We start from the raw sequence: 21,846 nt of genomic DNA on the forward strand, positions 1-21,846 counted from the left end.
CGATGATAGGGGAGGAAGCCCCCCCCCCTTAGCTTTTCTCATTTATTTACGGTACTTCTTGAGAATGTCATCCGCTTGCTGCTGGGATTTCTCCAATGCTTCTTCAGGCGTCATTTCACCCAGCAATGCAGACTGTATGTTGTCGTTGAACAGTTTGGTGACCTGCCCGTTCTGATAAGTGGACAATTCACTGGAGGCATACTTCATCTGATCCCGTGCTACGGCAGCTTGCGGGAATCCGGCAACATAGCTTTTTAACAATTCTGTTTCATAAGCCGCTTCCGTAGTCCCCACATATCCGGTATCTATGGACCACTGCGCTACACGCTCAGGCTGAGTCAAGAACTCAATGAACTTGACGGCTGCCGCTTTCCGCTCTTCAGGGATGTCCTTAAATACATACAAATTACCGCCGCCTGTTGGAGAGCCGTAGCTTTTGTTAGCCGGTAAATAAGCTACACCGAAATCAAATGTTGCATCGGCTTTGACTTTGGACAAATTCCCCGTTGTATGGAACATCATCGCTGTTTTGCCGCTGATAAAATCAGAAGGGACTGTTGCCCATTCCAGTACACCTTCAGGCATCACTTTGTCCTTGCGTCCAAGGTCCGTGTAGAATTGAAGCGCTTCTTTAACTTCCGGCTTGTTGAAATATACCTCTGTCCCGTTGTTGTTGACGATATTGCTTCCGGATTGCAGGGAAAGTGCCTGCAGCATCCAATATTGATATCCGGTACTCGGAATTTCCAGGCCCCACTGGCTCACGCTGCCGCTGCTGTCTTTGACCGTCAGCTTGCTCGCGAATTCTCTCAATTCATCCCAGTTCGCGGGCGCTTTCTCCGGATCCAGCCCTGCTTCTTTGAACATGTCCTTGTTATAGTAAAGCACGATGGTGCTCCGCTGGAACGGAACGCTCCATACCTGATCACCGGATTTGGTGTTGCTCATAAACGCTTCATAGAAGCCATTAAAATACTCCTCCGAAAACCGAGGCGTCAGCTCCTCCAGTGCATCCATTTCCAAAAGGCTGTACAGCTCGGTTGACAACAGCACGGCGAGATCCGGAGCGTTGCCGCCCTGCACAGCCGTGGCAGCCTTGGTCATGGTATCTTGGTAGCTGCCCGCATAAACCGGCTTTACAGTAATCGATGGGTTCTCCTGGTGGAAATCTGCGGCCAGCTTGTCTATAAAGCTGGTGATTGGTCCGCCAACCGCTACCGGGAAGTAGAAGCTAAGCTCAATCGGCTGTTCATCCTCCGCATTGCCGCTGCCTTGGCTCTCCTTACCGCTCTGATCTGCAGAAGCCACGCTGTTTCCATTCCCGGCTGCCCCCTGTTGCCCTCCGCTGCTGCAAGCTGTAAGAAGAAGCATCCACACCATAATAACCAGGCTTAACTTTTTCATTTCGAAGTTCCTCCTCAAAATTAATATGCCACTAATTATTTGCTCCCTCGCGAAAAAGGCGAAGGCTGATACCGCTCTATCCGGATGAACCGGATGGCCAGCGAAGCTCGCTTTCTTTTGAACGAAAATGCTCAGCAATGACTCCCACAGACCGCAATATGTAGTCCGGCTGTATGCCTGTTTGCTCAATGGACTCTGCAGCATCGACCCCCGTAAGAACAAGCGCCGTAGACATTCCGACACGTTGACCAAGTGCAATATCCGTTTCGAGCTTGTCCCCGACCATGAGGCAGTCTTCCGGGCGGACTCCGAGCTGCTTCAAGGCGCAGGCGGCATAGTAAGCCGATGGTTTGCCTAGTCTGATGTCCGTCGTCCGGCCGCTCGCCGTTTCAATGGCAGAAATCAGCGCCCAGGTGTCGGGGATCACCCCCTTCTCCACCGGACAGAACGGATCAGGATTGGCGGCTACCAGGAACGCTCCGTTCCTTACGGCATTCACCGCAGCGGTCAATCTGCGATAATTCATGCTCTGATCCAGTCCGACCAAGACGTGGGTGGCGTCTTCTTCATGCTGTGTCACATTTAGTCCCATTCCGGTCAGCTCCATAGTCATGGCCTCCCCGCCGAGCGGGTAGATGCTTGCACCAGGAGCATGCTCCCGAAAATACTCTCCTGCTGCCGTAAGCGCCGTTATGATCTCATCTCCAGAGCAGTGGATGCCAAGTCTAGCCAGCTTGTACATCACCTGCTTTCTTGTGTACAATGTCGTGTTCGTAGCGAACATGACCGATTTTCTACGTTCCCGTAATGTACGGATCGTGTCCTCAGCCCCATCCAGCACACGGTCCCCTATGTAAATCGTGCCGTCGAGATCAAACAGATAAGCGGTAAATTCATTAATCAAGGTACGATGCATGGGCCTTTCCTGCTGCTCCTTTCAAGCAAAATAACCCTTGCTCAAATAACGAGATACGGAAACGGACCACCCCTACAAGCCAAGTGGTTCAAGTCGTATCATCGCTACAGAACAAAGGTTTTCTCCTGTTCTCAACCTTTCATTGCAGCAACCATATTACCATTCCAATATAAAATAGAATAATTAACGCAAAATCAACCTTTTGTTATTTTTGAGTAAATTTGTGGAATATTGCAAAAAAAAGAACCTTCCGAAAACCGGAAGGTCCTTCTTCATCATGTGTTACAGAACGGAGAGAGAGGGATTCGAACCCTCGCACCGCTTACGCAGTCTAACCCCTTAGCAGAGGGTCCCCTTATAGCCACTTGGGTATCTCTCCAGAATAATGGCTCCCCGAACAGGACTCGAACCTGTGACAACTCGATTAACAGTCGAGTGCTCTACCAACTGAGCTATCAGGGAACAGTATTTAGTACGTTCACTAATGTACCATTATTCCTTACCGGAGTCAAGCGTTAACAGCTGAAGCGGGCCCTGGCAGCGACCGCAGCGATAACGCGCCGGGTCCATCCTTCGTTTGCGCTTATACTCCATATGGCACTCCTTGCAGCGCAGGAGGTAGCGGTAGGGCAGCGCTTTTTTCTTATTAGAGTCTGCTCTCGGTATTGCCTTGCAGTACCTGCTCCCTCCTACAGCCTGCAGCAGTGCTTTGAAATCGGCATCCTGGTGGCGGTATCCCCTGCCTGACAAGTGCAGATGATAGTGACACAGCTCATGCTTGATAATTCTCTCCACCTCATCCGGACCGTGCTCCACCAGCTGATGGGGATTGATCTCGATATCATGACTCTTCATAAAATAACGTCCGCCTGTAGTGGACAGCCGGCTGTTAAACACAGCCCGGTGGCGGAACGGGAGCTGAAAGCTGGTCAGCGATATGTGCTCTACCCATGCCTGGAGCTCTTCATTGCTCATCATATTTTTCAACAGTCGGCCTCCGATCTCTGCCTTCTTCTCACGTAAATCTACTTGAATTTTAACTTCTTCCTACGCTACACTGTCAAGTGAAGACTCACACCGCAGGTGATGAGGACGTATGGAAGGGGAAGAACACCAATGCCGGAAATGCGATATTGTATATTGCAGCACGGCGACCAGCTTCAATATGTAGAAATGCCATCGGATTATGCATATCAGCTGAGCGCCCTGAACTTGAGATTAAACAAAGAGATTAGCAAGCTGACCGCTGCGGGCAAGCCGGAGCTGCCGCTTGCTGTGGCTGAGTGCAGCCAGCTGGAGCTGCTGCAGGAGGGCTCGCACATCATTGGCGGGCTGGACTATATTAATCAGCTGGAGTCCTCTTTTGCCTCGCTAAATGAAAGCGAATATCCGCTGATCGCCCTTCTCACTGAGATCCGGGCCCTGCAGGCCCAGCTGGAGCAGTGGTACGAAGAAGAGATGGAATAAAGACGTCAAATTGTGCGAACCGTCCCAATGGAACGCCGTTTAGCATCCGTCTTGCAGCAGACCTGCACACAATAGGCCCTTCCTCCATATGCTAAGGATACAGAGTGTTTAGTCAGAGGAGGAGATTTCATTGCCGCAGTGGCTCTGCAATCAGCTGACTCGCGCCTTCCGCAAGAAGGACCGGCGCCAGATCAAGCTGCTGAACGAATGCTGGTTCTTTTACCGCACCTCTCCGGGGGAGTACCCGGAGGCACCATAACGCGACAAGAAATAAGCCGGATCCCCAGTGGGTCCGGCTTATTTGACCTGCACGTCCTTCTCGCCACGCGCAAGCCTGCGGCGAGCGGAACGGCAATGCGCTGCTGCTCGCTGCTTCGTGCGAAGCCGGCTTTACCCGTTCGCCAGCTCCTTCGGCGGCTTCATGGTCAGTCCGACACGTCCTTTTTTCAGATCGACGTTCAGCACCCAGACCGTGACATTATCGCCTACGGATACGACGTCCATCGGATGCTTGACATACCCGCCGCTAAGCTGGGAAATATGCACCAGGCCGTCATTCTTGATGCCGATATCAACAAATGCACCGAAGTCGATCACGTTGCGCACGGTGCCCTGAAGCTCCATTCCGGGCAGCAGGTCCTCCAGCTTGAGAACATCGGTGCGGAAGATTGGAAGCGGCAGCTCCTCCCGCGGGTCGCGTCCCGGACGCTGCAGGCTGTCCAATATATCCCGCAGTGTTGGAATTCCGACCTCCAGCTTCGCGGCCAGCTCCTCTGCTGATTGCTGCGCAAGCAGCTCGGCCAGCTCCTTCGTGCCGACCTTATCAAGCCCGACGCCCAGCTCCTTCAGCAAGCGGGATACCACCGCATAGGATTCCGGGTGAATTGGCGTACGGTCCAGCGTGTTCTCGCCATCAGAAATCCGCATGAAGCCGACCGCCTGCTCGTACGTCTTGGCGCCGAGACGCGGTACCTTCTGCAGCTGCTTGCGGCTCAGAAACCGGCCATGCTCCTCACGGAACTTCACAATATTCTTGGCAATCGTGCCATTGACTCCGGCTACATAGGACAGCAGGGAAGGCGAAGCGGTATTAACATCTACGCCAACGTGGTTTACAGCAGACTCCACGACCGCCTTCAGGCTTTCTTCCAGATGCTTCTGGCTGACATCATGCTGGTACTGACCGACGCCAATGGACTTGGGATCAATCTTCACCAGCTCTGCCAGCGGGTCCTGAACCCGGCGGGCAATGGAAGCGGCACTTCGCTCTGCTACGTCCAGATCCGGGAACTCCTCCTGCGCCAGCTTGGAGGCTGAATATACGCTCGCTCCCGCTTCGTTCACGATCAGATAGGCTAACTCCGGGCGCCCGGCCTCGGCAATGACCTCTGCCACGAACTGCTCCGTCTCGCGGGAGGCGGTGCCGTTACCAATGACGATCAGCTGGATCTCGTATTTATGAATCAGCTCCGTAAACTTCGCCGCCGCCTCGCGCTTCTTGTTGTTGGGAGGCGTCGGATACGTGACCGCCACTTCGAGCAGCTTGCCGGTGTCATCAACCACCGCCAGCTTGCAGCCGGTACGGTAGGCGGGATCGACGCCGAGGACATTCCGTCCCTTTACCGGCGGCTGCAGCAGCAGGCTGCGCAAATTGCCAGCAAAGATCGAGATGGCCTGGTTCTCGCCTTTCTCTGTAAGCTCACCGCGAACCTCCCGTTCAATCGAAGGTGCAATCAGGCGCTTATACGCATCCTCAATGACCGCTTTCAGCACCTCGCTCACTGCCGATGGACCTTGAATGATCTGCTTCATCATGTACTGATGCACGGAGTCGGCAGGCACGTCCAACCCGACCTTCAGAATACTCTCCCGTTCTCCGCGATTAATGGCGAGAATCCGGTGAGGCGGCATCTTCTTGGCAAGCTCCCGGTAGCTGTAATAATTCTCGTAAACAGACTCCGCATCAGCATCCCGCGCTTCGGAAGTGAGCATACCATGATCCATCGTATACCGGCGGACCCAGGCACGTATGGACGCATCATCTGCGATATTCTCTGCCAGGATATCCATTGCTCCCTGAATCGCCTCTTCCGCCGAATGTACGCCCTTCTCCTCATCCATATACTCCGCGGCCTTTGCCATAAGATCCCCTTGCTTCGGCTGGGACCAGATCCAGGCGGACAAAGGCTCCAGGCCTTTCTCCTTCGCGACACTGGCACGTGTCTTGCGCTTCTGGCGGTAAGGGCGATACAGATCCTCAACCTCCTGAAGCTTGACGGCTTTGACAATAGACCCTCTCAGCTCTTCTGTCAGCTTGCCCTGCTCCTCGATGATTCGCAGCACCTCGCGCTTGCGGACCTCCAGGCTGCGAAGGTATGACGTGCGGTCCTCGATATCCCGAAGACGGTTCTCATCCAGTTCCCCCGTCATCTCCTTGCGGTAGCGTGCAATAAAGGGAATCGTGTTCCCTTCATCCAGCAGATCAACGGTGGTGCGCACCTGCTTCAGCGTAAGCTGCAGCTCCTTCGCAATTTGTTTGACAATCCGTTCCTGTTCTTCTCTATGGAGCTGTTCCTCATTCAATGCAACCGCTGCTTCAATATCAGACAATGTACAATCCCTCTTTCTTCAAAAAAACTTGTACCCCCATTATCCCAAAACCCCCGTGCATTTACCAGTTCGACAGACACAACCGGGACAGAAGTTTTTACACATGCTCCAAGGAGCAGTAAAGGCAAGAAAAAAAAGCAGGCTTTTAAGCTTCCCTTCAGCTTCCTTTAAGCTTCAGCCTGTACACTGTACTCAAATCTCACCCGGCGCTCTTCAGCAGTCATCATCCTAAGGAGGTTCACAGCATGACACGCAAAAAAATCTGGATCTGGTCTCTCATCGGTATTTTCACCTGGATTGCCATCGTTACGGCCGCTTACCGGCTCATACCGGATGGCCGCCCGGATTACAGCTCGGCTTCCACCGTCTCTTACGCCCTCGCTCCGGTCCATGAGGCAGCCGGAAACCAGGACGCCAAATAGTCCGCCGGAGCACCGGCGGACTATCACGCACACGACCTTTATCAAGGCGGCTTCGCTTTCGTATCAAAAATCAATCAAACCGAGACTAATCTGCAGGGAATCATCCACCTTGCTCATGGTTTCATCATCCAGATGGGTAATCTTATCCGTCAGGCGCTGCTTGTCAATCGTCCGGATCTGCTCCAGCAGAATCACGGAATCCCGGTCAAAGCCATGGGACGCCGCGTCGATTTCGACGTGAGTCGGAAGCTTTGCTTTTTGAATCTGTGCTGTAATTGCTGCTACAATGACCGTTGGACTGAACCGGTTTCCGATATCATTCTGAATAATCAGAACCGGCCTGACACCACCCTGCTCTGAACCCACAACGGGTGAAAGATCCGCAAAAAATACGTCGCCGCGTTTTACGATCACTTTGTTCACACCCCGCTAACTAAGCGGTCCAGAGTGCTGTCTGCATCTTCCTCCGCGTGAAACGCCTCGGACGCCATGGTGAGGTTAATCTTGGCCATCTCCATATAACCTCTCTGCATTGACTCACGGATATAGCGCTTCTTCCGCTCGTGCAAATACAGCTTCATGGCCTGCCTGATCAATTCACTGCGGTTGGAATTTTCCAGCTGAGCGATCCCATCCACTTCCTGCAAAAGATGATCTGGTAGACTGATCATGATTCGTTTGGTGTTCTGCATGTTGGCCACCCTTTATTACACCCCCACAACCTTCTTGCCCTGTGCACCAGTATTACGTTATTCAAGGAAATTTATACAAAAATATATATGCCGAAGGTATATCATGTATGCTGCATCCCATTATAAACCACACTCGGCACTTCGTACAGACCAACCGACATATTGTTAAGTTCGGGAAAATCAGCACGAATTCCTGCTTTCCTTGAAAAAACGATACCTGCTCAGATCAAAAAGCATTACAAAAGGGGGTTAACCCGGGTGATCGGCATGCCGCCGCGGATATAGGTGCGGGGCACGCGATGTGCTATCATGCAAACCAATTCATAAGGAATGGTACCCAGCCTGGAAGCCAGCTCATCTGCAGAAATACATTCTCCAGATTGCCGGCCGATGAGCACAACCTCTTCACCGGCTTTGATTTGTTCCGCCTCTTCGGCGAAATGCTTTAGCGATACCATACACTGGTCCATACAAATGCTGCCGACCACAGGAGCGCGGCGTCCGCGTATAAGCACCTCCGCATTTCCACTCAGCATGCGCGAGTAGCCATCCGCGTAACCGACAGGAAGCGTGGCAATCCGCTCTTCCTCTTCCGTTACATATCTGGAGCCGTAGCTCACGCCGGATTGCGGCGGCAAGGTTTTGACGTAGACCGCCTGCGTCTTTAACGTCATGACCGGGCGCAGGCTGACCGCTGTGCGATGGACCTCCTCCGAAGGATAAACTCCATACAAGCTGATGCCGATTCGCACCATATTGAAGGATAATTCGGGAGTGTCAATCGCTGCGGCGCTATTGCCCGTATGTATAATCGGGATAGAGAAGCCTCCCTCCCGCAGCGCATCCGCCACGCTCTTGAACCGCCGGTGCTGTTCCAGTGTATAGCTCTTGTTCTCTTCGTCCGCTCTTGCGAAGTGGGTAAACATTCCTTCAATGAAGGCCTGAGGAAGAGCAAAGGCTTCTTCCACAAAAGCTGCTGCCTCTTCCGGGAGCAGCCCCAAGCGTCCCATGCCGCTGTCAATCTTGATGTGAAGCTTCAGCGGACGATCCAGGGATTTCGGCAGCTTCTGAATGGCTGTCAGCACGTCGCGGCTGAACAGGGTCACCGTGATGTCCTGCTCCCATGCGGTCATAATCCCCTCAGGCGGGGTATACCCCAGGACGAGGATCGGCAGCGTGATCCCGGCCTTACGCAGCTCCAGAGCTTCATCCAGAAACGCAACGCTCAGGTAGTCTGCCCCTAAGCGCTCCAGCTCCCGCGATACCTCAACGGCTCCATGGCCATAGGCGTTTGCCTTCACACATGCCAGCACCTTCATGCCTTCAGGCACATGTGCCCGGAACGCATTCAAGTTGTCACCCAGACCATCCAGATCAATCTCTGCCTGGGTAGGCCGATAAATATGTTGCAATCCAGTCACCTTCTTACCATTATGAATAGCTCTGTTGTCATTAAACTCATGGTAATGTTCTGCCCGGCAACTGTCAATCCGGCCACAGCTGTGAGAATTCCCATCCTACTGCTGACGCAGTCCCTTCGCGGACAAGCGGACTCGGCTGATTCCGCTAAACCAGGGTGAACACGACTTTCCTGACATTTTGACACCCCGGTTGAAGAAAGAGGCGAATGGCCTAAGATTTGCAGCCATATCCTGATTGCTGCAAATCTCGGTTATCCGCCTTCATCGTATTACTTACCCGATTGTCCGTGCATGGAAGCAGCGATTTGCACCATTTCAGAAGCCGGCAGATTCCCGCTCGTAATCCGGTACTCCACGCCTTCTGTCGTCCAGGTCAAGGTCTGCTGCTCATCCCCTGTAAGCAGGGCCACCGTGAAGCCCAGATCAATGACCTGACCCGGCGCTAGAGATACTGCCCGGTCCAGCGGACGCGATTCCATAATCGTGTATTGATAGATGCCATCGTACCTCAGAATCACGGCATGATCCTCGCTGTTGGCCATTTCCTGAATCCCCTTACTCACTACGCCGGCTGGTGTATAGGAAGGCTCGATGATGCCGAAAGCCCCCAAATGCTGAGCCGCTGCCGGCTCGGCCGCTGTCCCTGGCTGCTCCCCGGCCGGATCACCTTGTGCAACCGGCTTTCCATCCTCGCCCACCTCGGCCATCACGTCCTTGTTCTCTTCGTTCATGGCACTCAGATTCCGGTTCGTATCAAATGAATCCTTGGTCAGGTTCGTATCAAAGGTGAAGTCGCTAAACCTGACATCGACGACGACCTTGGCTTCGGAGTCAGACACCTGAATCTGCTTTGGCGAGTAGTTATCTTTGGCGAGCCAGATTTTTTGCCGCACCAGAGCATGACTGTGATAATTGGCCGCCACCTCAAACACATAGGCATCCTCGATCTCTGCAAACTGACGCGTGCTATCACTCAGGATACTGCCCAGCATCGTCTGATACAGATATACCTGACCCTGATTCTCCGGCCAATCGCTCTTGAAGCGGAAGCTTTTGTTCAGGCTCGGTGTGAGTACAAAGACCCCTTCATCATTTCGGAGAACGATCTGTGTGAGGTCCTTCTGTCCGTTGGTCAAGCTGATCCGGTAATAGGACGGGGCCTGATACCATACCTCGACCTCATATTGCTGCGGCGTCGAGCCGGTGTTGATGGTCATGACTCCCTTGCCCTGGTAGGCCCCCTTCTCGCCTTCCAGCTGATCCGCTACCTTAGCCAGATCCTTGATGACTCCTTCTGCATCCTTTTTCCCGCCACAACCCGAAAGCACCAATGTGAAGCATAATACAGCAGCAAGCAGCACCCAAGACACCCGGCGCATGTCATCATCCCCTTTGTGCACATGTTTTGAATTCATTGATACATGTCTATGAGGGACTTGGTCACATTATGCAGACGGGCTTGACAAGCCGGAGAGCGGATTCTTTTTTAGCGCCTGAAATATTTCTCTTTAAGCTCCCCGGTTAACAGCTCCATCCTTCCTCCTTGAATAATATACAGCGTATCGCAAAGCGACTCTAAATCTTCATAGTTGTGGCTGGTGAGCAGCAGGGTCTTGCCATCCTCTTTCAGCTTCATTACGATGTCCTTCATATCGTTGTAGGTCTGGTAGTCCAGCGCATTAAAGGGCTCATCCAGCACCAAAATATCCTGCCCTTCCATGATGGCCTGGGCAATGCCCAGCTTCTGCTTCATCCCCAGAGAATAATGGGCAACCCGAGTCTTCAGCTCCGGGTCCAGGCCTACCCGTCTCATGGCGTCTTTGATCTCGGCATCACCAATTCTCCGGTTAATATCAGCGAGAAATTTCAAGTTTTTATAACCGCTGTAGGTGGAAATGTATCCCGGGCTATTAATGAACACCCCCACGTGCTCAGGAAAATCAATGTCCTTGCCGAGCTGTTTGCCCCGTACAAAGACTTTTCCGGTATCCGGCGCCGTGAACCCGCACAACATTTTGAACAATACGGATTTGCCGCTGCCATTCGCACCGACAATGCCGATGCTCTCCCCCTCCTGAATGTCTAAATGAATGTCAGATACTACGGGGATTCCGTTATAAGCCTTGGATACCCCTTCCAGCTTGATCTGTGTCAATGTCAATCACCTCTTTCAGCATAGTTGAGCTATTGAAACCGCCGTTTATACCCATGGATCAGGATGTACAGCACCGCTGATACCGCTATGACTATAAGGATCAAAAAAATGGTTTGCGGAGGCAGTCCCTCATACGCGGAGTCCGCCGCAGACATAAAGAGTTGATGCTGTGCCAGGCTGGACATGCCTGCAGGAAGGTATAATGTCCAGGAATATGGAAGAAGGTAGAGCGCGTACATCAGCAGCAGCCCTCCGAATGCGGCCGTGACTTGCCGACTCCACAGGAACACCAGCAGCATGAGCAGAAACTGCACCAGCAGCTCCAGCCATTTTACGGCTGTGATATAAACCCAGATCTCATTCCAGCTGAGTGTCAAGTCCGGGATCATTGTAACGCCTTCAGCAGGCAAGCCTGCTAAGGATGGAATGAGGAGACTCCCTGTCGTCAACCCGATGGTGTACACCAGCAAATAGATACCGCCTGCAGCGAGGATCGAGGAAGCCCACTGTATTTTGGAAGTAAGACGGATGGTCAGCAGCATGCTGTGCACCCTTTTTTCATTTTCCAAAAATAGGGCAAGCATATATAACGGGGCCGCATTCATCAGCAGCATCACGAGAAAATCTGCCGGCTTGAAATAACCGTGCCCATGCCCCCAAAAGGTATAGATCATGTAGTCCGCCCATGTGCTTGGACCGACTGCCAGGTTGTTCAGCTGCAGCCATTTCCATAAGCAGATTACAATCGCCAGTGTGGCCAGGATACCCACATTTCGGAATGAAAACAGCTGCGCAGCATAATAAGGCATCACTCCCCGGGGCCTAGGCCATTTCGGGTGCCATTCAAAGTCTTTATTCCAATATTTGCAGATGAGATACACTGTGCCTCCAAAGATCATTCCCAGTGAAATGTAAGTGACCCAAAATGCATACGGATAGGTCAGATTGTACATGAAGATGATGTAATTATTGATAAACAGAAACGGGATGCGCGTCAGCTCCGGAATTTTGGATTTCATGGCAAAGACCATCAGAATAAACAATCCCGCCGTCGTCACAGCAACCCATCTCTTCTCAAGAAAATGATGCAGCGTCATCATAACGAGACCCAGCATGCTTAGCCCCAGGATCAGATGCAGAACCGACAGCGCGGAGGCCTGCCATGGATGCTGTACAATGTCACTTAATTTCATCAGTACTTCCATCGACAAGTCTTGTTCAGCCGGCGAAGGAAAACCGGAGCCTGCTGGCAGTCCCAGACCCACACTCATGATGACGGCAAGCTGCACAAGGACAAACACACTTGTATTTAAAGCCCATGCCGCCGCCTTCACGGCAAAATAGCGAGGGAACCGGGAGATGCGGATCAAGACATAATCCAGATTGTCCTCCAGATAGGTATAGCTGATCCACAGAAACATCGGCACCATAAAAAAAGTAATGTAGTAATGGTCCACCAGCACAAACAGCACAAAGCTTTCATAGGAGTATGCAAAGCCTTGACGCGCTGAGAGACTGAACAAAGCGGCGCCCAGCAGGAGCAGAAGCAGCTTCGGCGTATAGAACCTTTTCACATCCCGGAGAAAAACAGCTCCCATCTTGCTCCCCTCCTTTAAGACGGATATACCGTGACTTTTTGAATCCTGCTGAAGTAAAAGGCAATACCCGCCGTGAACAGCAGAGCAAGCGAGGGACCCACAAGCAGAGGCCCATACCCGTGCTGATTAACATCAAAAGATTCCGGATTAAAGGCGGTGTAGATTCTGTAGATCTCCAATTGAAGCAGAGATAAAATGAAGTTTTCCAACGTGACATACAGAAAAGGTCCGGTCAGAATAATAAACACATTCGAAACAAACAAGGACAGCACAAATGCAAGTGTAGCCATCATCGCGGACAGGACTCCTTGCCAGAAGCTGATGAGCAGACCATAGCTCAGCGGATGATTCACAAACAAGGAGCCCAGAAAGTGCGTTTTCTCTAGCCTGGGACCCGGTTCGCCTGTGCTTTTATCGACTAAGCTATAAAACGGAGTGATTTCCGGCTTGATATAGAGTGCGAATATGACGCCGATCATCATGGCGATAAACATGATCGAGAACGAGCTTCCTGCCACCACCAGCCATTTTGCGGACAGATAGCGCCTTTTACTTACTCTCGGCAGCGTGTACATCAGAAATCCGTCTCGGCGCTCCAAATACATCAGCCAGCCTACAGGCAGAACTGCTATTAGCGGAAATAGAAATACAATGATAGAAATGCCGACTTCCCAGGCCTCTAAATCATGCTCTAGTGCATAGCTTTTATAAATGGTTCCACTTAGAAGAGCTACAGCAAGACTCAAGCTCAGCAGCGTGATCAGGACCGGCCAGCGCAGCTTGCCCCATTCCAATCTGAGCAGATTATTCAACATACTCACTCCTTTTTTTTCTCGGATCTGTCTACAATATAGTCTGCAGCATCCTCATGTACAATAGCTTGAGAAGGAACAAGAGCCTTACGGGAATGAACGAAATTTCGTTCCCATAAAGCTCTTGTTTATGCTTCCGTGCTTGAGGGAAGCCGCACACCGATAGACAAGTAGGCGCCGCCCTGATGCTCCGTATTGGAGGTCAACAGCTTACCTTTAAGCTGCACAACCAGCTGCTTCACATTGTACAAGCCAAATCCGCGAGGTCCTTGGGCTGTATTTTTGGTAGTGTAGCCTTTCTCAAACATTTGCATGAATGCTGTACTGGATTGGGGTGACCCTGGATTCATTACGAGCAGGTCCACCCACCCTTGCTGAGTCGCTTGCACTCTTACTACGATCTCATTTCCCGGATATGAAGCTTCAATCGCATTGTCGATCAGCACGCCCAGAATTTCCACCAGCTGCTGCTCCTCTGCCACGATCTTGTGAAAAGAAGTATAGATTTGCGTGGTAATTACCATTCCTCGAACCTCTGCGAGCTTCATCTTTGTGTACAGAAAGCCTCCAATCACCTTGCTGTCGAGCTGCAGAATTTCACGAATCCCGGTCTGTATGATGACGCTGTCTGTATAGGCTGAAATTTGAGCCCGGACCTCCGGCAGGGAGCCGGCGGTTTCCACAATACTGTGGATGGCCAGCAGCTTGTTATGAAATTCATGCTGTCTGGCGCGCACCTCGGATACCAGCTCGTCAATAGCGGGCAGATACTGCTCGATCGCGGACACTCTTTTCTCATGACGTGCCTGCCGATGATGTTCATAAATAATCCAGAGGTTCATACTGATCACCAGCGTAAACACAAGGAACAGAAGCAGCAGGTTCCGGGTCACAAAAGACGTTTCAAAATTAGCATAGATCACGAGCCCGAGCACCATGACAGAAGACTGAATCAGCATAATCCGCAGAAAGATGCCGTTATAATCTCCTAGATAATGATTTCCCTGCTTTATGATCATGGCAGCATAAAGAGCGCCTGCTAGTAGCAATGTGACCCCGCGATGCACATATGGAAAGGCCTCTGCGTCTTGCTCCAGCAGCAAACTGATCCCGGCAATGCTGAAGGTCCGAAGCAGGATCCAGATCAGAAAGCTTAGAAACGTTACCACGATAACCTTCATATTGGATATAGGACGGAAAAAGCTGCTATTCAGCATCATCACACACAGAATCAGCACACATAGCAGCACCGGGTTATTGACCGGAAGCAGATCGTAATTATTTACACTGAACCCTGCCCCCCATTCTGTGTAATCTACCCTCTGATAGCGGAATATCAAGCAAAGGAGATGAAAGCATATAAACCAGCTCACCGTAGCTTTTGTAAATCTGACGGGTTGTCCGGCCATGCTGTAACAGATCAAGAGCATGATCACTGTATCCAGCAGAATTTGAAAATAAATCATGCATGTCCCCGATTCTTTAGCGCGTGCTTGAAGGTGTGGCCAATGGGAATGAGCTGATCCGCACCGACCAGCTTGATGGCTCCTTCACTTTTATCGATTTTTTGAATATACGCCGTGTTAATGATATAGCTTTTGTGGCATTGAATGAACGATTTCTCTCCCAGCAGCTCAGCGATCTTTTTGAGAGACAGTCCAGAAATCCGATCGGACCGTATTTCTTCCCCCGCCGATTTGATGTGCAGCTCCAGATGCTTGCCGAAGGATTCCACGTAAACAATCTGGTGTATGGGATACTCCAGCACGTGGCTCTTCTGCTCAATACTCAGGATCTCCGGCTGCGGAGTCTTTCCTGCTCTAAGGTGATCCATGTAGGACAGCACGTCCCGCACCGCATGCAGCACTTCATCCCTTGTAAACGGCTTGATCAGAAAGCCATAGCACTTAATTTGCCGGTATGCGTTAAGCTCCTCATTGGCAAGTCCGGTGGCGAATAGAATCGGGGTGAAGCTGTAGCACTCCATGGCACGCAGTTCTTTTGCAAGCTGTGTCCCTTTATAATCGGCTAGCTGAATATCCAGAATAAACAGATCCATTGGATTCGCCAAAGCAATCTGTATCGCTTCTGCGGATTGATCCGTTGTAAACAGGCTCGCGCCCGGGGCGGCCTCCTGAATACAGGAAGCCAGTAAGCTCACAATGTGAGGCTCATCTTCCACGATGAGTACATTCACCAGGAAATCCTCCTTACCTATATGTCTGCATTTATTCTAACCCCTCACGCCAAAAAGGTACAACCTCACGGCTGCACCTCTCCCTCTTCATTCCAAGCGCCTTCGCGCTTCTCTACTCCCCTGGCGGTTCTTTAGGAACCAGCTTGAAAATCTCTCCGCTGACAAAGGTGTCGATCAATCGGTCCAGCCATTCGTAGTAGGCAACGGCCTCCTTGATTCTGGATACATCCTGCTGCAGAACTGCAATCAGGAGCTCATCCTCATGATGGTCTTTCATGAGCCGGTTCATTTCGTCCACGGATTTTTTCAATATATGAATGTTGCTCTCCACCGACTTGCGCCACTTGATATCAAAGAAATCGAAGAAGGTCTGATACCAGTCATACTCCACCTCATATAGATCCTTCCGCGAACCCTTCTCCCATACCTTATGCACCATTTTGTAATCCAGCAGCGTTCGGACTCCGGTACTCATGCTGGTCTTGCTCATCTTCATCTCCTGGCCCATTTCGTCCAGATTCATCGGCTTATCAGCAAAAAACAGCAGTCCATATAAATGGCCTGTGGAAACGGGAATTCCATATAAGTCCATATTTCTTCCAATATTCTCAATAACACGCTTGCGTATTTTATCTACAGCAGCCTGCCGTTCTTCATCCAGCGGGTACAAGCCCATGCTCGAGCCTCCTCTTATTGCTAACCGTCATCTTCTCTATTCTCATTGTGTCCTTTAGTGATGAAATTGCATCCATATCGCTCCAAAAGATTCTTGTTCTATTGTAGGTAAAGCTTTTTTAATTGTAAAGAACTCCTGGCGGGAGCATTTAGGAGCATCCAAGAGGATATGGGAGCATAACTTTGTACAGTTTTTACTGTATGAACTTAATGTACGGATTTAACGTTTGCAACTGTAACTTTTGTGTTGTTATAATTCAGCACATGGGTTCACCGGACTAGGACGCAAGAATCGATTTCAAGGTTCATTATGAATGCTGGATCATGATAGAGGGGGAATATGCTTGGCTATTCTACAAGTAAAAGATGTCAGCAAGCTGTTCGGGAATCATCCCGAGCAAGGGCTTGCGCTCCTGCAAAAAGGCTGGAGCAAAGAACGCATCGCTAAAGAAAAAAATATTACCGTCGGCGTAAATCGAGTCAGCTTCGATATACAGGAAGGCGAAATCTTTGTCATTATGGGCCTTTCGGGCAGCGGCAAATCGACGCTGGTGCGTTTGCTGAATCGGTTAATTGAGCCCACCTCGGGTGAAATTCTGATTCACGGCAAGGATCTTCGAAAAATGAACAAGGAGCATCTCCGCAATGTGAGACGTAAATCCATCAGTATGGTCTTTCAGAAGTTCGCCCTGTTCCCTCACCGGACGGTGGTGGAGAATGTGGAATACGGACTGGAAGTTCAAAAGGTGGACAAAAGCAAGCGGCACGAGGCTGCACTGAAATCGCTGGAGCTTGTCGGCTTGAAGGGCTGGGAGGACAAGCTGCCCAGTGAGTTGAGCGGCGGCATGCAGCAGCGTGTCGGGCTTGCCCGCGCCTTGGCCAACGATCCGGAGATTCTGCTTATGGACGAAGCCTTTAGTGCGCTGGATCCGCTGATCCGCCGCGATATGCAGGATGAGCTGATCGAGCTGCAGGATAAGATGAAGAAAACCATCGTCTTCATTACACATGATCTGGATGAAGCGCTCCGAATCGGAGATCGCATCGCCCTCATGAAGGATGGCGCTGTGGTGCAAATCGGCACACCGGAAGAAATTCTGACCCAGCCGGCCAATGATTATGTCGAGCGCTTCGTCGAGGACGTGGATCTGTCCAAGGTGCTGACCGCTTCTCATGTCATGCGGCGTCCGGAGACGATCACACCGGACCGGGGTCCTCGTGTAGCACTGGAACTTATGCGGGAACGCGGCGTATCGAATCTGTTCGTCATCGACCGCTCCAAGAAGCTGCTCGGCGTAATCACGGCAGAGGATGCTTCCGAAGCGCTGCGCAGCAACCGCAAGCTGGAGGACATCGTCATTCAAGACGGTCCGGCTGTCGGACCTGACACGCTGTTAAATGAGCTGTTTGAAATGACCAGCTTGTCCAAGGTGCCTGTAGCGGTCGTTGATGACAAGCAGCGTCTGCTGGGCGTCATTGTCAGGGGTGCGGTACTCGGCGCCCTGGCCGGCGAGAGCAAGACCGGGGAGGTGAATGGACATGCCTAAGATTCCATTAGCCGACTGGATCAACGCCATCGTGGACTGGATGGGAGAATATTTGTCCGGCCTGTTCGACGGCATCGCCGAGGTCATTGAATGGATTGTAACCTCGTTTACCGATCTGTTCATGCTGCCTCATCCGTATTTGTTTATCGCCATTCTCGGTATTCTGGCCTTTATTCTGGGCCGTGTTCCGCTGACGCTGTTTACGGTCATCGGCTTCCTGATCATTGACAATCTGGGCTACTGGCCGGAAACGATGGACACCCTTAGCCTGGTGCTTACCTCCGGACTGATCTCTATCCTTCTGGGTGTGCCGATCGGAATTTGGGCGGCCTATAGTAAAGGTGCCTCCCGCATCATTATTCCGGTGCTGGACTTTATGCAGACGATGCCGGCCTTTGTATACCTGCTGCCTGCCGTCACCTTCTTTAGTCTCGGTGTGGTACCGGGGGTGATCGCCTCTGTCATCTTTGCGATTCCGCCTACGATCCGCTTGACGCGGCTTGGTATCATGCAGGTATCCGGAGAGCTGACCGAAGCCGCAGACGCATTCGGCTCAACTTCGGGGCAGAAGCTGTTCAAGGTACAGCTGCCACTGGCGATGCCTACCATCATGGCGGGCGTGAACCAAACTATTATGCTGTCTCTGTCTATGGTCGTCATTGCGTCCATGATCGGAGCGCAGGGAATTGGTGCTGAAGTGTACCGTGCTGTCACTCAGCTTCAGATTGGTAAAGGGTTTGAAGCCGGCCTGGCTGTCGTCATCCTGGCGATTGTGCTGGACCGCTTTACACAAAATATATTTAAAACCAACAAAAGGGGTGCTTAGTTTTGAAAAAGAACATGAAATGGTTGTTAATGCTCAGCTTGTCCGCGATGCTTCTCCTGTCGGCGTGCAGTCAAAGTGACGAAGGGACAGCAGGTACCGGTGAAGGCGGCAATGAAGAAGCAGCGGCTTCCATCGGAGAACAGGTCGACTATGAAATTATCGGTATTGATCCCGGCGCAGGGATCATGAAGGCAACGGCACAAGCAATCGAGGACTACGAGCTCAGCGATTGGAAGCTGGTGGAAGGCTCCAGTGCAGCCATGACCGCAGCTCTCGATAAAGCAATCAAGGACGAAGAGCCGGTCATCATTACCGGCTGGACGCCACACTGGATGTTCTCCAAATATGATCTGAAATATCTGGAGGATCCGAAAAAGATCTATGGTGAAGCTGAAGAGATTCACACTCTCGTTCGTTTGGGACTGGAAGAGGACCAGCCAGAAGCGTATCAGTTCCTGGACAACTTCATGTGGACCTCCGATGCTATGGGTGAAATCATGACCGCGATTCAAGAAGGCCAGGATCCCGCCGAAGCTGCGAAGGAATGGGCGGAGAATAACACGGATCTCGTCGATGAATGGACAAAGGATATTCAGCCTGTAGATGGCGAAGAATTCAAGTTCAGCTATGTAGCCTGGGACTCTGAAATTGCGAGCACGAACCTTGTGCAGTACATTTTGGAAAGCAGACTTGGCTATGAAGTAACAGCATTGCAGGTTGAGGCTGGTCCAATGTGGACCGGTGTCGCAAACGGTGACGTGGATGCCACTGTTGCAGCATGGCTGCCGCTGACTCATGCGGATTACATGGCTGAGTTTGAGGACAAGGTGGTCGATCTCGGCCCGAGCATGGAAGGCGTGAAGACAGGACTGGTCGTTCCTTCTTATGTTGAAGCCAATTCCATTGAAGATCTCAAAGGCGAATAAAGATGACTCGATTCTCACGTGTTCTTAGTGCATAATGCATAATGCATAATGACAAAGAGGCTGTCCCACAAGATCCAGGATCTTGCGGGATGGCCTCTTTTGATTGTGGTGAGAGATACGTGATTGGGTAGTTAACAGCCCGAAGGGCAATGACAACAGCAGGCCCGGTAGATATACAAAAGAAGCCTGCCCCGACTGCCCGGGACAAGCTTCTTCATCCTTACTTTACCACGATGCCTGATCCAACAGAGCCTTCAGGCGACCCGGATAATCGGTAATAATTCCGTCTATGCCGGACGCTGCTGCCTCTACAAGTGACGCTTCTTCATTAATGGTCCAGCCATACACCTTGAGGCCCTTACTCTGCGGCCCCTTCAAATCCTTGAGCTCCAGCCGGCTGTAATTGGGATGCAGGGAGAAGACCTTCGTGCCCGCCGCCAAAGGCAGCTCTTCATGGCGATCCAGCGTCAAGCTGTACAGAAGGCCGACTTCAATCCGCGGCTCCAGCTCCCGAATGAGCCGGAGGCTCTTCCAGTCGAAAGAGGATATCACCACCTGATCCAGCCTGTCACAGTCTCTCAAGAGCTTGACCAGCGCAGGCTCAATAGCTCCGTGATACTTGCCCTTGATTTCCACATTAAGCATGACCTGCGGCGGAACGAGATGAAGCACCTGCGCAAGGGTTGGAATGGTCTCCCCGGCATAGCGTTCATGAAACCACGAGCCCGCATCATAGGTTTGCAGCTGCTCTACAGTCATATCATTCACTTTGCCGGAGCCATTCGTTGTCCGGTCAATGGAATCATCATGAATGACGACCAGGCTGTTATCCTTGCTAAGATGAATATCCAGCTCAATGCCGGTACAGCCCTGCTCCAATCCCAGCCGGAACGCAGCCAGCGTATTCTCGGGAGCTTCTCCGGAAGCCCCCCGGTGAGCAAAAATCAACGGCTTGTTAGGTATGGACATCCTTCCTGCTCCTTTCTGTAACGCTTTCAGGTTCTCTGTTTATATCACTGCTGTCGGTTTCAGCTGTGTGCCCAGCCCCAGCTGCTCAATCAGCTGAATCATTTGCTTGGACATATTCACATAGCCCTCAGCATCCGGGTGCAGCTTGTCCGGGAAGCTGTCCTTCCATTCCTCGCCGAACACCTCCAGGCCATCCAGGTAGTACAGATTGTTATCTCCCTGACCTTGCATAACCTCAACGGTCTCGCGAACAATCGTGCGCATGATCTGCAGTGTCAGATCTACCTTGTTGGGATGCGTTTCCCGACTTTCCTTCTCGGCAAAGATTGGGGACTGAAGAATAATCGGAGTGTGCGGGTGCTTCTCCCGAACGACCTGTACGAAGCCAATCAGCGCTGCCTGGAAGGTACGCTCACTCATGGACGATACGCCCATAATATTAATGCCGGCACAGATCGAAATGAGATCAGCCGGAAGCTCGCGAATCATGCGCGCCACCATCATTTCCAAATGGCAATTTCCGGAGTATCCCAGGTTGGTGCTGTGCCAGTCAAAATGGTTCGCCACCAGCGCCGGCCACGTTCTTGACGGCCCTGAAGCTTCCTCGCACTGTGTTATTGAGCTGCCATAGCTAATCCATCTCAGACGGTTGTCCTCAATATGGCTGTAAGATGCGCCGTGATCGAGCTCCAGCTCACGTACGATGAGCGGACCTTTTTTCTGTGGGAGAAACAGCTCCACGCGGCTGGAGTTCTCCGGCAGGTTATCAAACCGGCACACCTCCTGATTGGGAGTCATGTCTACCGACTGATGCAGCTTGCCGTCAACCACGCAGTCGATGGTCCGCTCAACATCAGAGCCCTCTACGTGCAGCACAGCCGTACGGCTGTCACTCTTGAAGGTGATGCGAACGCCTGCGGGTACCTCTGTCTGACGCAGCAGCGACTTGGGTAAGAACAGCTCCTGCTGCTCGTACGGAATACGCCATGGCTTTGCGCCCGCTGGTGTGCTTTCTACACTTACCGCTCCTTGATAATCTAATTCTGTCCCCTTCAGCTTCATAATAAATGAAGCACCTCTCTTTCCTTCTGCCTGAATTTTTGGTCGTCGGCATCCCGTGCTCTACCGAAATTACGATCATGTTAAAATTCGACACAAAATCCGTTGATCCTTTCTCGAAAACGTATTCTTTTGTAGAAAATAGAGCAC

At 51.6% G+C, this 21,846-nt stretch carries 22 protein-coding genes and 2 tRNA genes; 6 read left to right on the plus strand and 18 right to left on the minus strand.

Annotated elements, in window-relative coordinates; genetic code table 11:
- Positions 1-42 precede the first annotated feature (42 nt).
- The 5 genes from E6C60_RS16200 to E6C60_RS16220 form a co-directional block, all read right to left on the minus strand.
- Positions 43-1,404, minus strand: a complete 1,362-nt coding sequence (locus E6C60_RS16200; protein WP_138226790.1) for an ABC transporter substrate-binding protein — start codon at positions 1,402-1,404, stop codon at positions 43-45.
- A 76-nt stretch (positions 1,405-1,480) separates the two neighbouring features.
- A complete protein-coding gene (locus E6C60_RS16205; RefSeq protein ID WP_138226791.1) occupies positions 1,481-2,320 on the minus strand; it encodes an HAD-IIA family hydrolase in 840 nt (279 codons plus the stop codon).
- 290 nt (positions 2,321-2,610) lie between these two features.
- Positions 2,611-2,699 (minus strand) — tRNA-Ser (locus E6C60_RS16210).
- Positions 2,700-2,706: 7 nt separating this feature from the next.
- Positions 2,707-2,782, minus strand: a tRNA-Asn gene (locus E6C60_RS16215).
- Positions 2,783-2,812: 30 nt separating this feature from the next.
- Complete coding sequence (locus tag E6C60_RS16220; RefSeq protein WP_175415432.1) at positions 2,813-3,295, minus strand: SprT family protein; 483 nt, start codon at positions 3,293-3,295, stop codon at positions 2,813-2,815.
- Positions 3,296-3,436: 141 nt separating this feature from the next.
- Here E6C60_RS16220 and E6C60_RS16225 point away from each other — a divergent pair, with 141 nt between their 5' ends.
- Both E6C60_RS16225 and cmpA read left to right on the plus strand, forming a co-directional pair.
- Positions 3,437-3,787 (plus strand): hydrolase/acyltransferase, encoded by a 351-nt coding sequence (locus E6C60_RS16225; protein WP_138226793.1) that lies wholly within the window; start codon positions 3,437-3,439, stop codon positions 3,785-3,787.
- A 130-nt stretch (positions 3,788-3,917) separates the two neighbouring features.
- Complete coding sequence (cmpA, locus tag E6C60_RS16230) at positions 3,918-4,046, plus strand: cortex morphogenetic protein CmpA (RefSeq protein ID WP_138226794.1); 129 nt, start codon at positions 3,918-3,920, stop codon at positions 4,044-4,046.
- A 131-nt stretch (positions 4,047-4,177) separates the two neighbouring features.
- Here cmpA and E6C60_RS16235 read toward each other — a convergent pair whose 3' ends face one another.
- Positions 4,178-6,397: a Tex family protein gene (locus E6C60_RS16235; protein WP_138226795.1), complete on the minus strand. Its 2,220-nt coding sequence runs from the start codon at positions 6,395-6,397 to the stop codon at positions 4,178-4,180.
- Between the two features lie 245 nt (positions 6,398-6,642).
- Here E6C60_RS16235 and E6C60_RS21015 point away from each other — a divergent pair, with 245 nt between their 5' ends.
- On the plus strand, positions 6,643-6,819 hold the full coding sequence (locus E6C60_RS21015) for a hypothetical protein (protein ID WP_175415337.1): 177 nt from the start codon (positions 6,643-6,645) through the stop codon (positions 6,817-6,819).
- 63 nt (positions 6,820-6,882) lie between these two features.
- On the opposite strand, the gene E6C60_RS16240 is transcribed toward E6C60_RS21015, so the two are convergent.
- The 10 genes from E6C60_RS16240 to E6C60_RS16285 all read right to left on the minus strand — a co-directional run bounded on the left by E6C60_RS16240 (position 6,883) and on the right by E6C60_RS16285 (position 16,370).
- Positions 6,883-7,233, minus strand: coding sequence for a type II toxin-antitoxin system PemK/MazF family toxin (locus tag E6C60_RS16240; RefSeq protein ID WP_138227849.1), 351 nt, complete (start codon positions 7,231-7,233; stop codon positions 6,883-6,885).
- A 5-nt stretch (positions 7,234-7,238) separates the two neighbouring features.
- Positions 7,239-7,520 (minus strand): CopG family ribbon-helix-helix protein, encoded by a 282-nt coding sequence (locus E6C60_RS16245; protein ID WP_138226796.1) that lies wholly within the window; start codon positions 7,518-7,520, stop codon positions 7,239-7,241.
- Positions 7,521-7,747: 227 nt separating this feature from the next.
- Positions 7,748-8,923 carry an alanine racemase gene (gene alr, locus E6C60_RS16250; RefSeq protein ID WP_138226797.1) on the minus strand — a complete coding sequence of 392 codons (1,176 nt, stop codon included), beginning with the start codon at positions 8,921-8,923 and terminating at the stop codon, positions 7,748-7,750.
- A 278-nt stretch (positions 8,924-9,201) separates the two neighbouring features.
- A complete protein-coding gene (locus E6C60_RS16255; RefSeq protein ID WP_138227850.1) occupies positions 9,202-10,311 on the minus strand; it encodes a LolA family protein in 1,110 nt (369 codons plus the stop codon).
- Between the two features lie 107 nt (positions 10,312-10,418).
- Complete coding sequence (locus E6C60_RS16260; RefSeq protein WP_138226798.1) at positions 10,419-11,087, minus strand: ABC transporter ATP-binding protein; 669 nt, start codon at positions 11,085-11,087, stop codon at positions 10,419-10,421.
- A 29-nt stretch (positions 11,088-11,116) separates the two neighbouring features.
- Positions 11,117-12,685 (minus strand): hypothetical protein, encoded by a 1,569-nt coding sequence (locus tag E6C60_RS16265; RefSeq protein WP_138226799.1) that lies wholly within the window; start codon positions 12,683-12,685, stop codon positions 11,117-11,119.
- A gap of 14 nt (positions 12,686-12,699) precedes the next feature.
- The gene (locus E6C60_RS16270) at positions 12,700-13,500 is read right to left on the minus strand and encodes an ABC transporter permease (RefSeq protein ID WP_138226800.1); all 801 of its coding nucleotides are present in this window, start codon (positions 13,498-13,500) and stop codon (positions 12,700-12,702) included.
- Between the two features lie 125 nt (positions 13,501-13,625).
- Entirely contained in the window at positions 13,626-14,963 is a 1,338-nt protein-coding gene (locus E6C60_RS16275) for a sensor histidine kinase (RefSeq protein ID WP_138226801.1), read from the minus strand.
- Positions 14,960-15,694: a LytR/AlgR family response regulator transcription factor gene (locus E6C60_RS16280; RefSeq protein WP_138226802.1), complete on the minus strand. Its 735-nt coding sequence runs from the start codon at positions 15,692-15,694 to the stop codon at positions 14,960-14,962. The genes E6C60_RS16275 and E6C60_RS16280 overlap by 4 nt, the downstream gene beginning before the upstream one ends.
- A gap of 112 nt (positions 15,695-15,806) precedes the next feature.
- The gene (locus E6C60_RS16285; protein WP_138226803.1) at positions 15,807-16,370 is read right to left on the minus strand and encodes a GbsR/MarR family transcriptional regulator; all 564 of its coding nucleotides are present in this window, start codon (positions 16,368-16,370) and stop codon (positions 15,807-15,809) included.
- A gap of 343 nt (positions 16,371-16,713) precedes the next feature.
- Between E6C60_RS16285 and E6C60_RS16290 the strand changes: the two genes are divergently transcribed.
- Genes E6C60_RS16290 through E6C60_RS16300 form a run of 3 tightly spaced genes read left to right on the plus strand, consistent with a single transcriptional unit; the run spans position 16,714 to position 19,668 of the window.
- Positions 16,714-17,916, plus strand: coding sequence for a quaternary amine ABC transporter ATP-binding protein (locus E6C60_RS16290; protein WP_138226804.1), 1,203 nt, complete (start codon positions 16,714-16,716; stop codon positions 17,914-17,916).
- Positions 17,909-18,742: an ABC transporter permease gene (locus E6C60_RS16295; protein WP_138226805.1), complete on the plus strand. Its 834-nt coding sequence runs from the start codon at positions 17,909-17,911 to the stop codon at positions 18,740-18,742. The genes E6C60_RS16290 and E6C60_RS16295 overlap by 8 nt, the downstream gene beginning before the upstream one ends.
- A gap of 14 nt (positions 18,743-18,756) precedes the next feature.
- Complete coding sequence (locus tag E6C60_RS16300; protein WP_175415433.1) at positions 18,757-19,668, plus strand: glycine betaine ABC transporter substrate-binding protein; 912 nt, start codon at positions 18,757-18,759, stop codon at positions 19,666-19,668.
- A gap of 225 nt (positions 19,669-19,893) precedes the next feature.
- Here E6C60_RS16300 and E6C60_RS16305 read toward each other — a convergent pair whose 3' ends face one another.
- Entirely contained in the window at positions 19,894-20,637 is a 744-nt protein-coding gene (locus E6C60_RS16305) for a glycerophosphodiester phosphodiesterase (protein ID WP_138226807.1), read from the minus strand.
- Between the two features lie 39 nt (positions 20,638-20,676).
- Positions 20,677-21,699 (minus strand): SGNH/GDSL hydrolase family protein, encoded by a 1,023-nt coding sequence (locus E6C60_RS16310; protein WP_138226808.1) that lies wholly within the window; start codon positions 21,697-21,699, stop codon positions 20,677-20,679.
- Between the last annotated feature and the right edge of the window lie 147 nt (positions 21,700-21,846).

This window comes from Paenibacillus algicola, assembly GCF_005577435.1.
GTDB lineage: Bacteria > Bacillota > Bacilli > Paenibacillales > Paenibacillaceae > Paenibacillus_AQ > Paenibacillus_AQ algicola.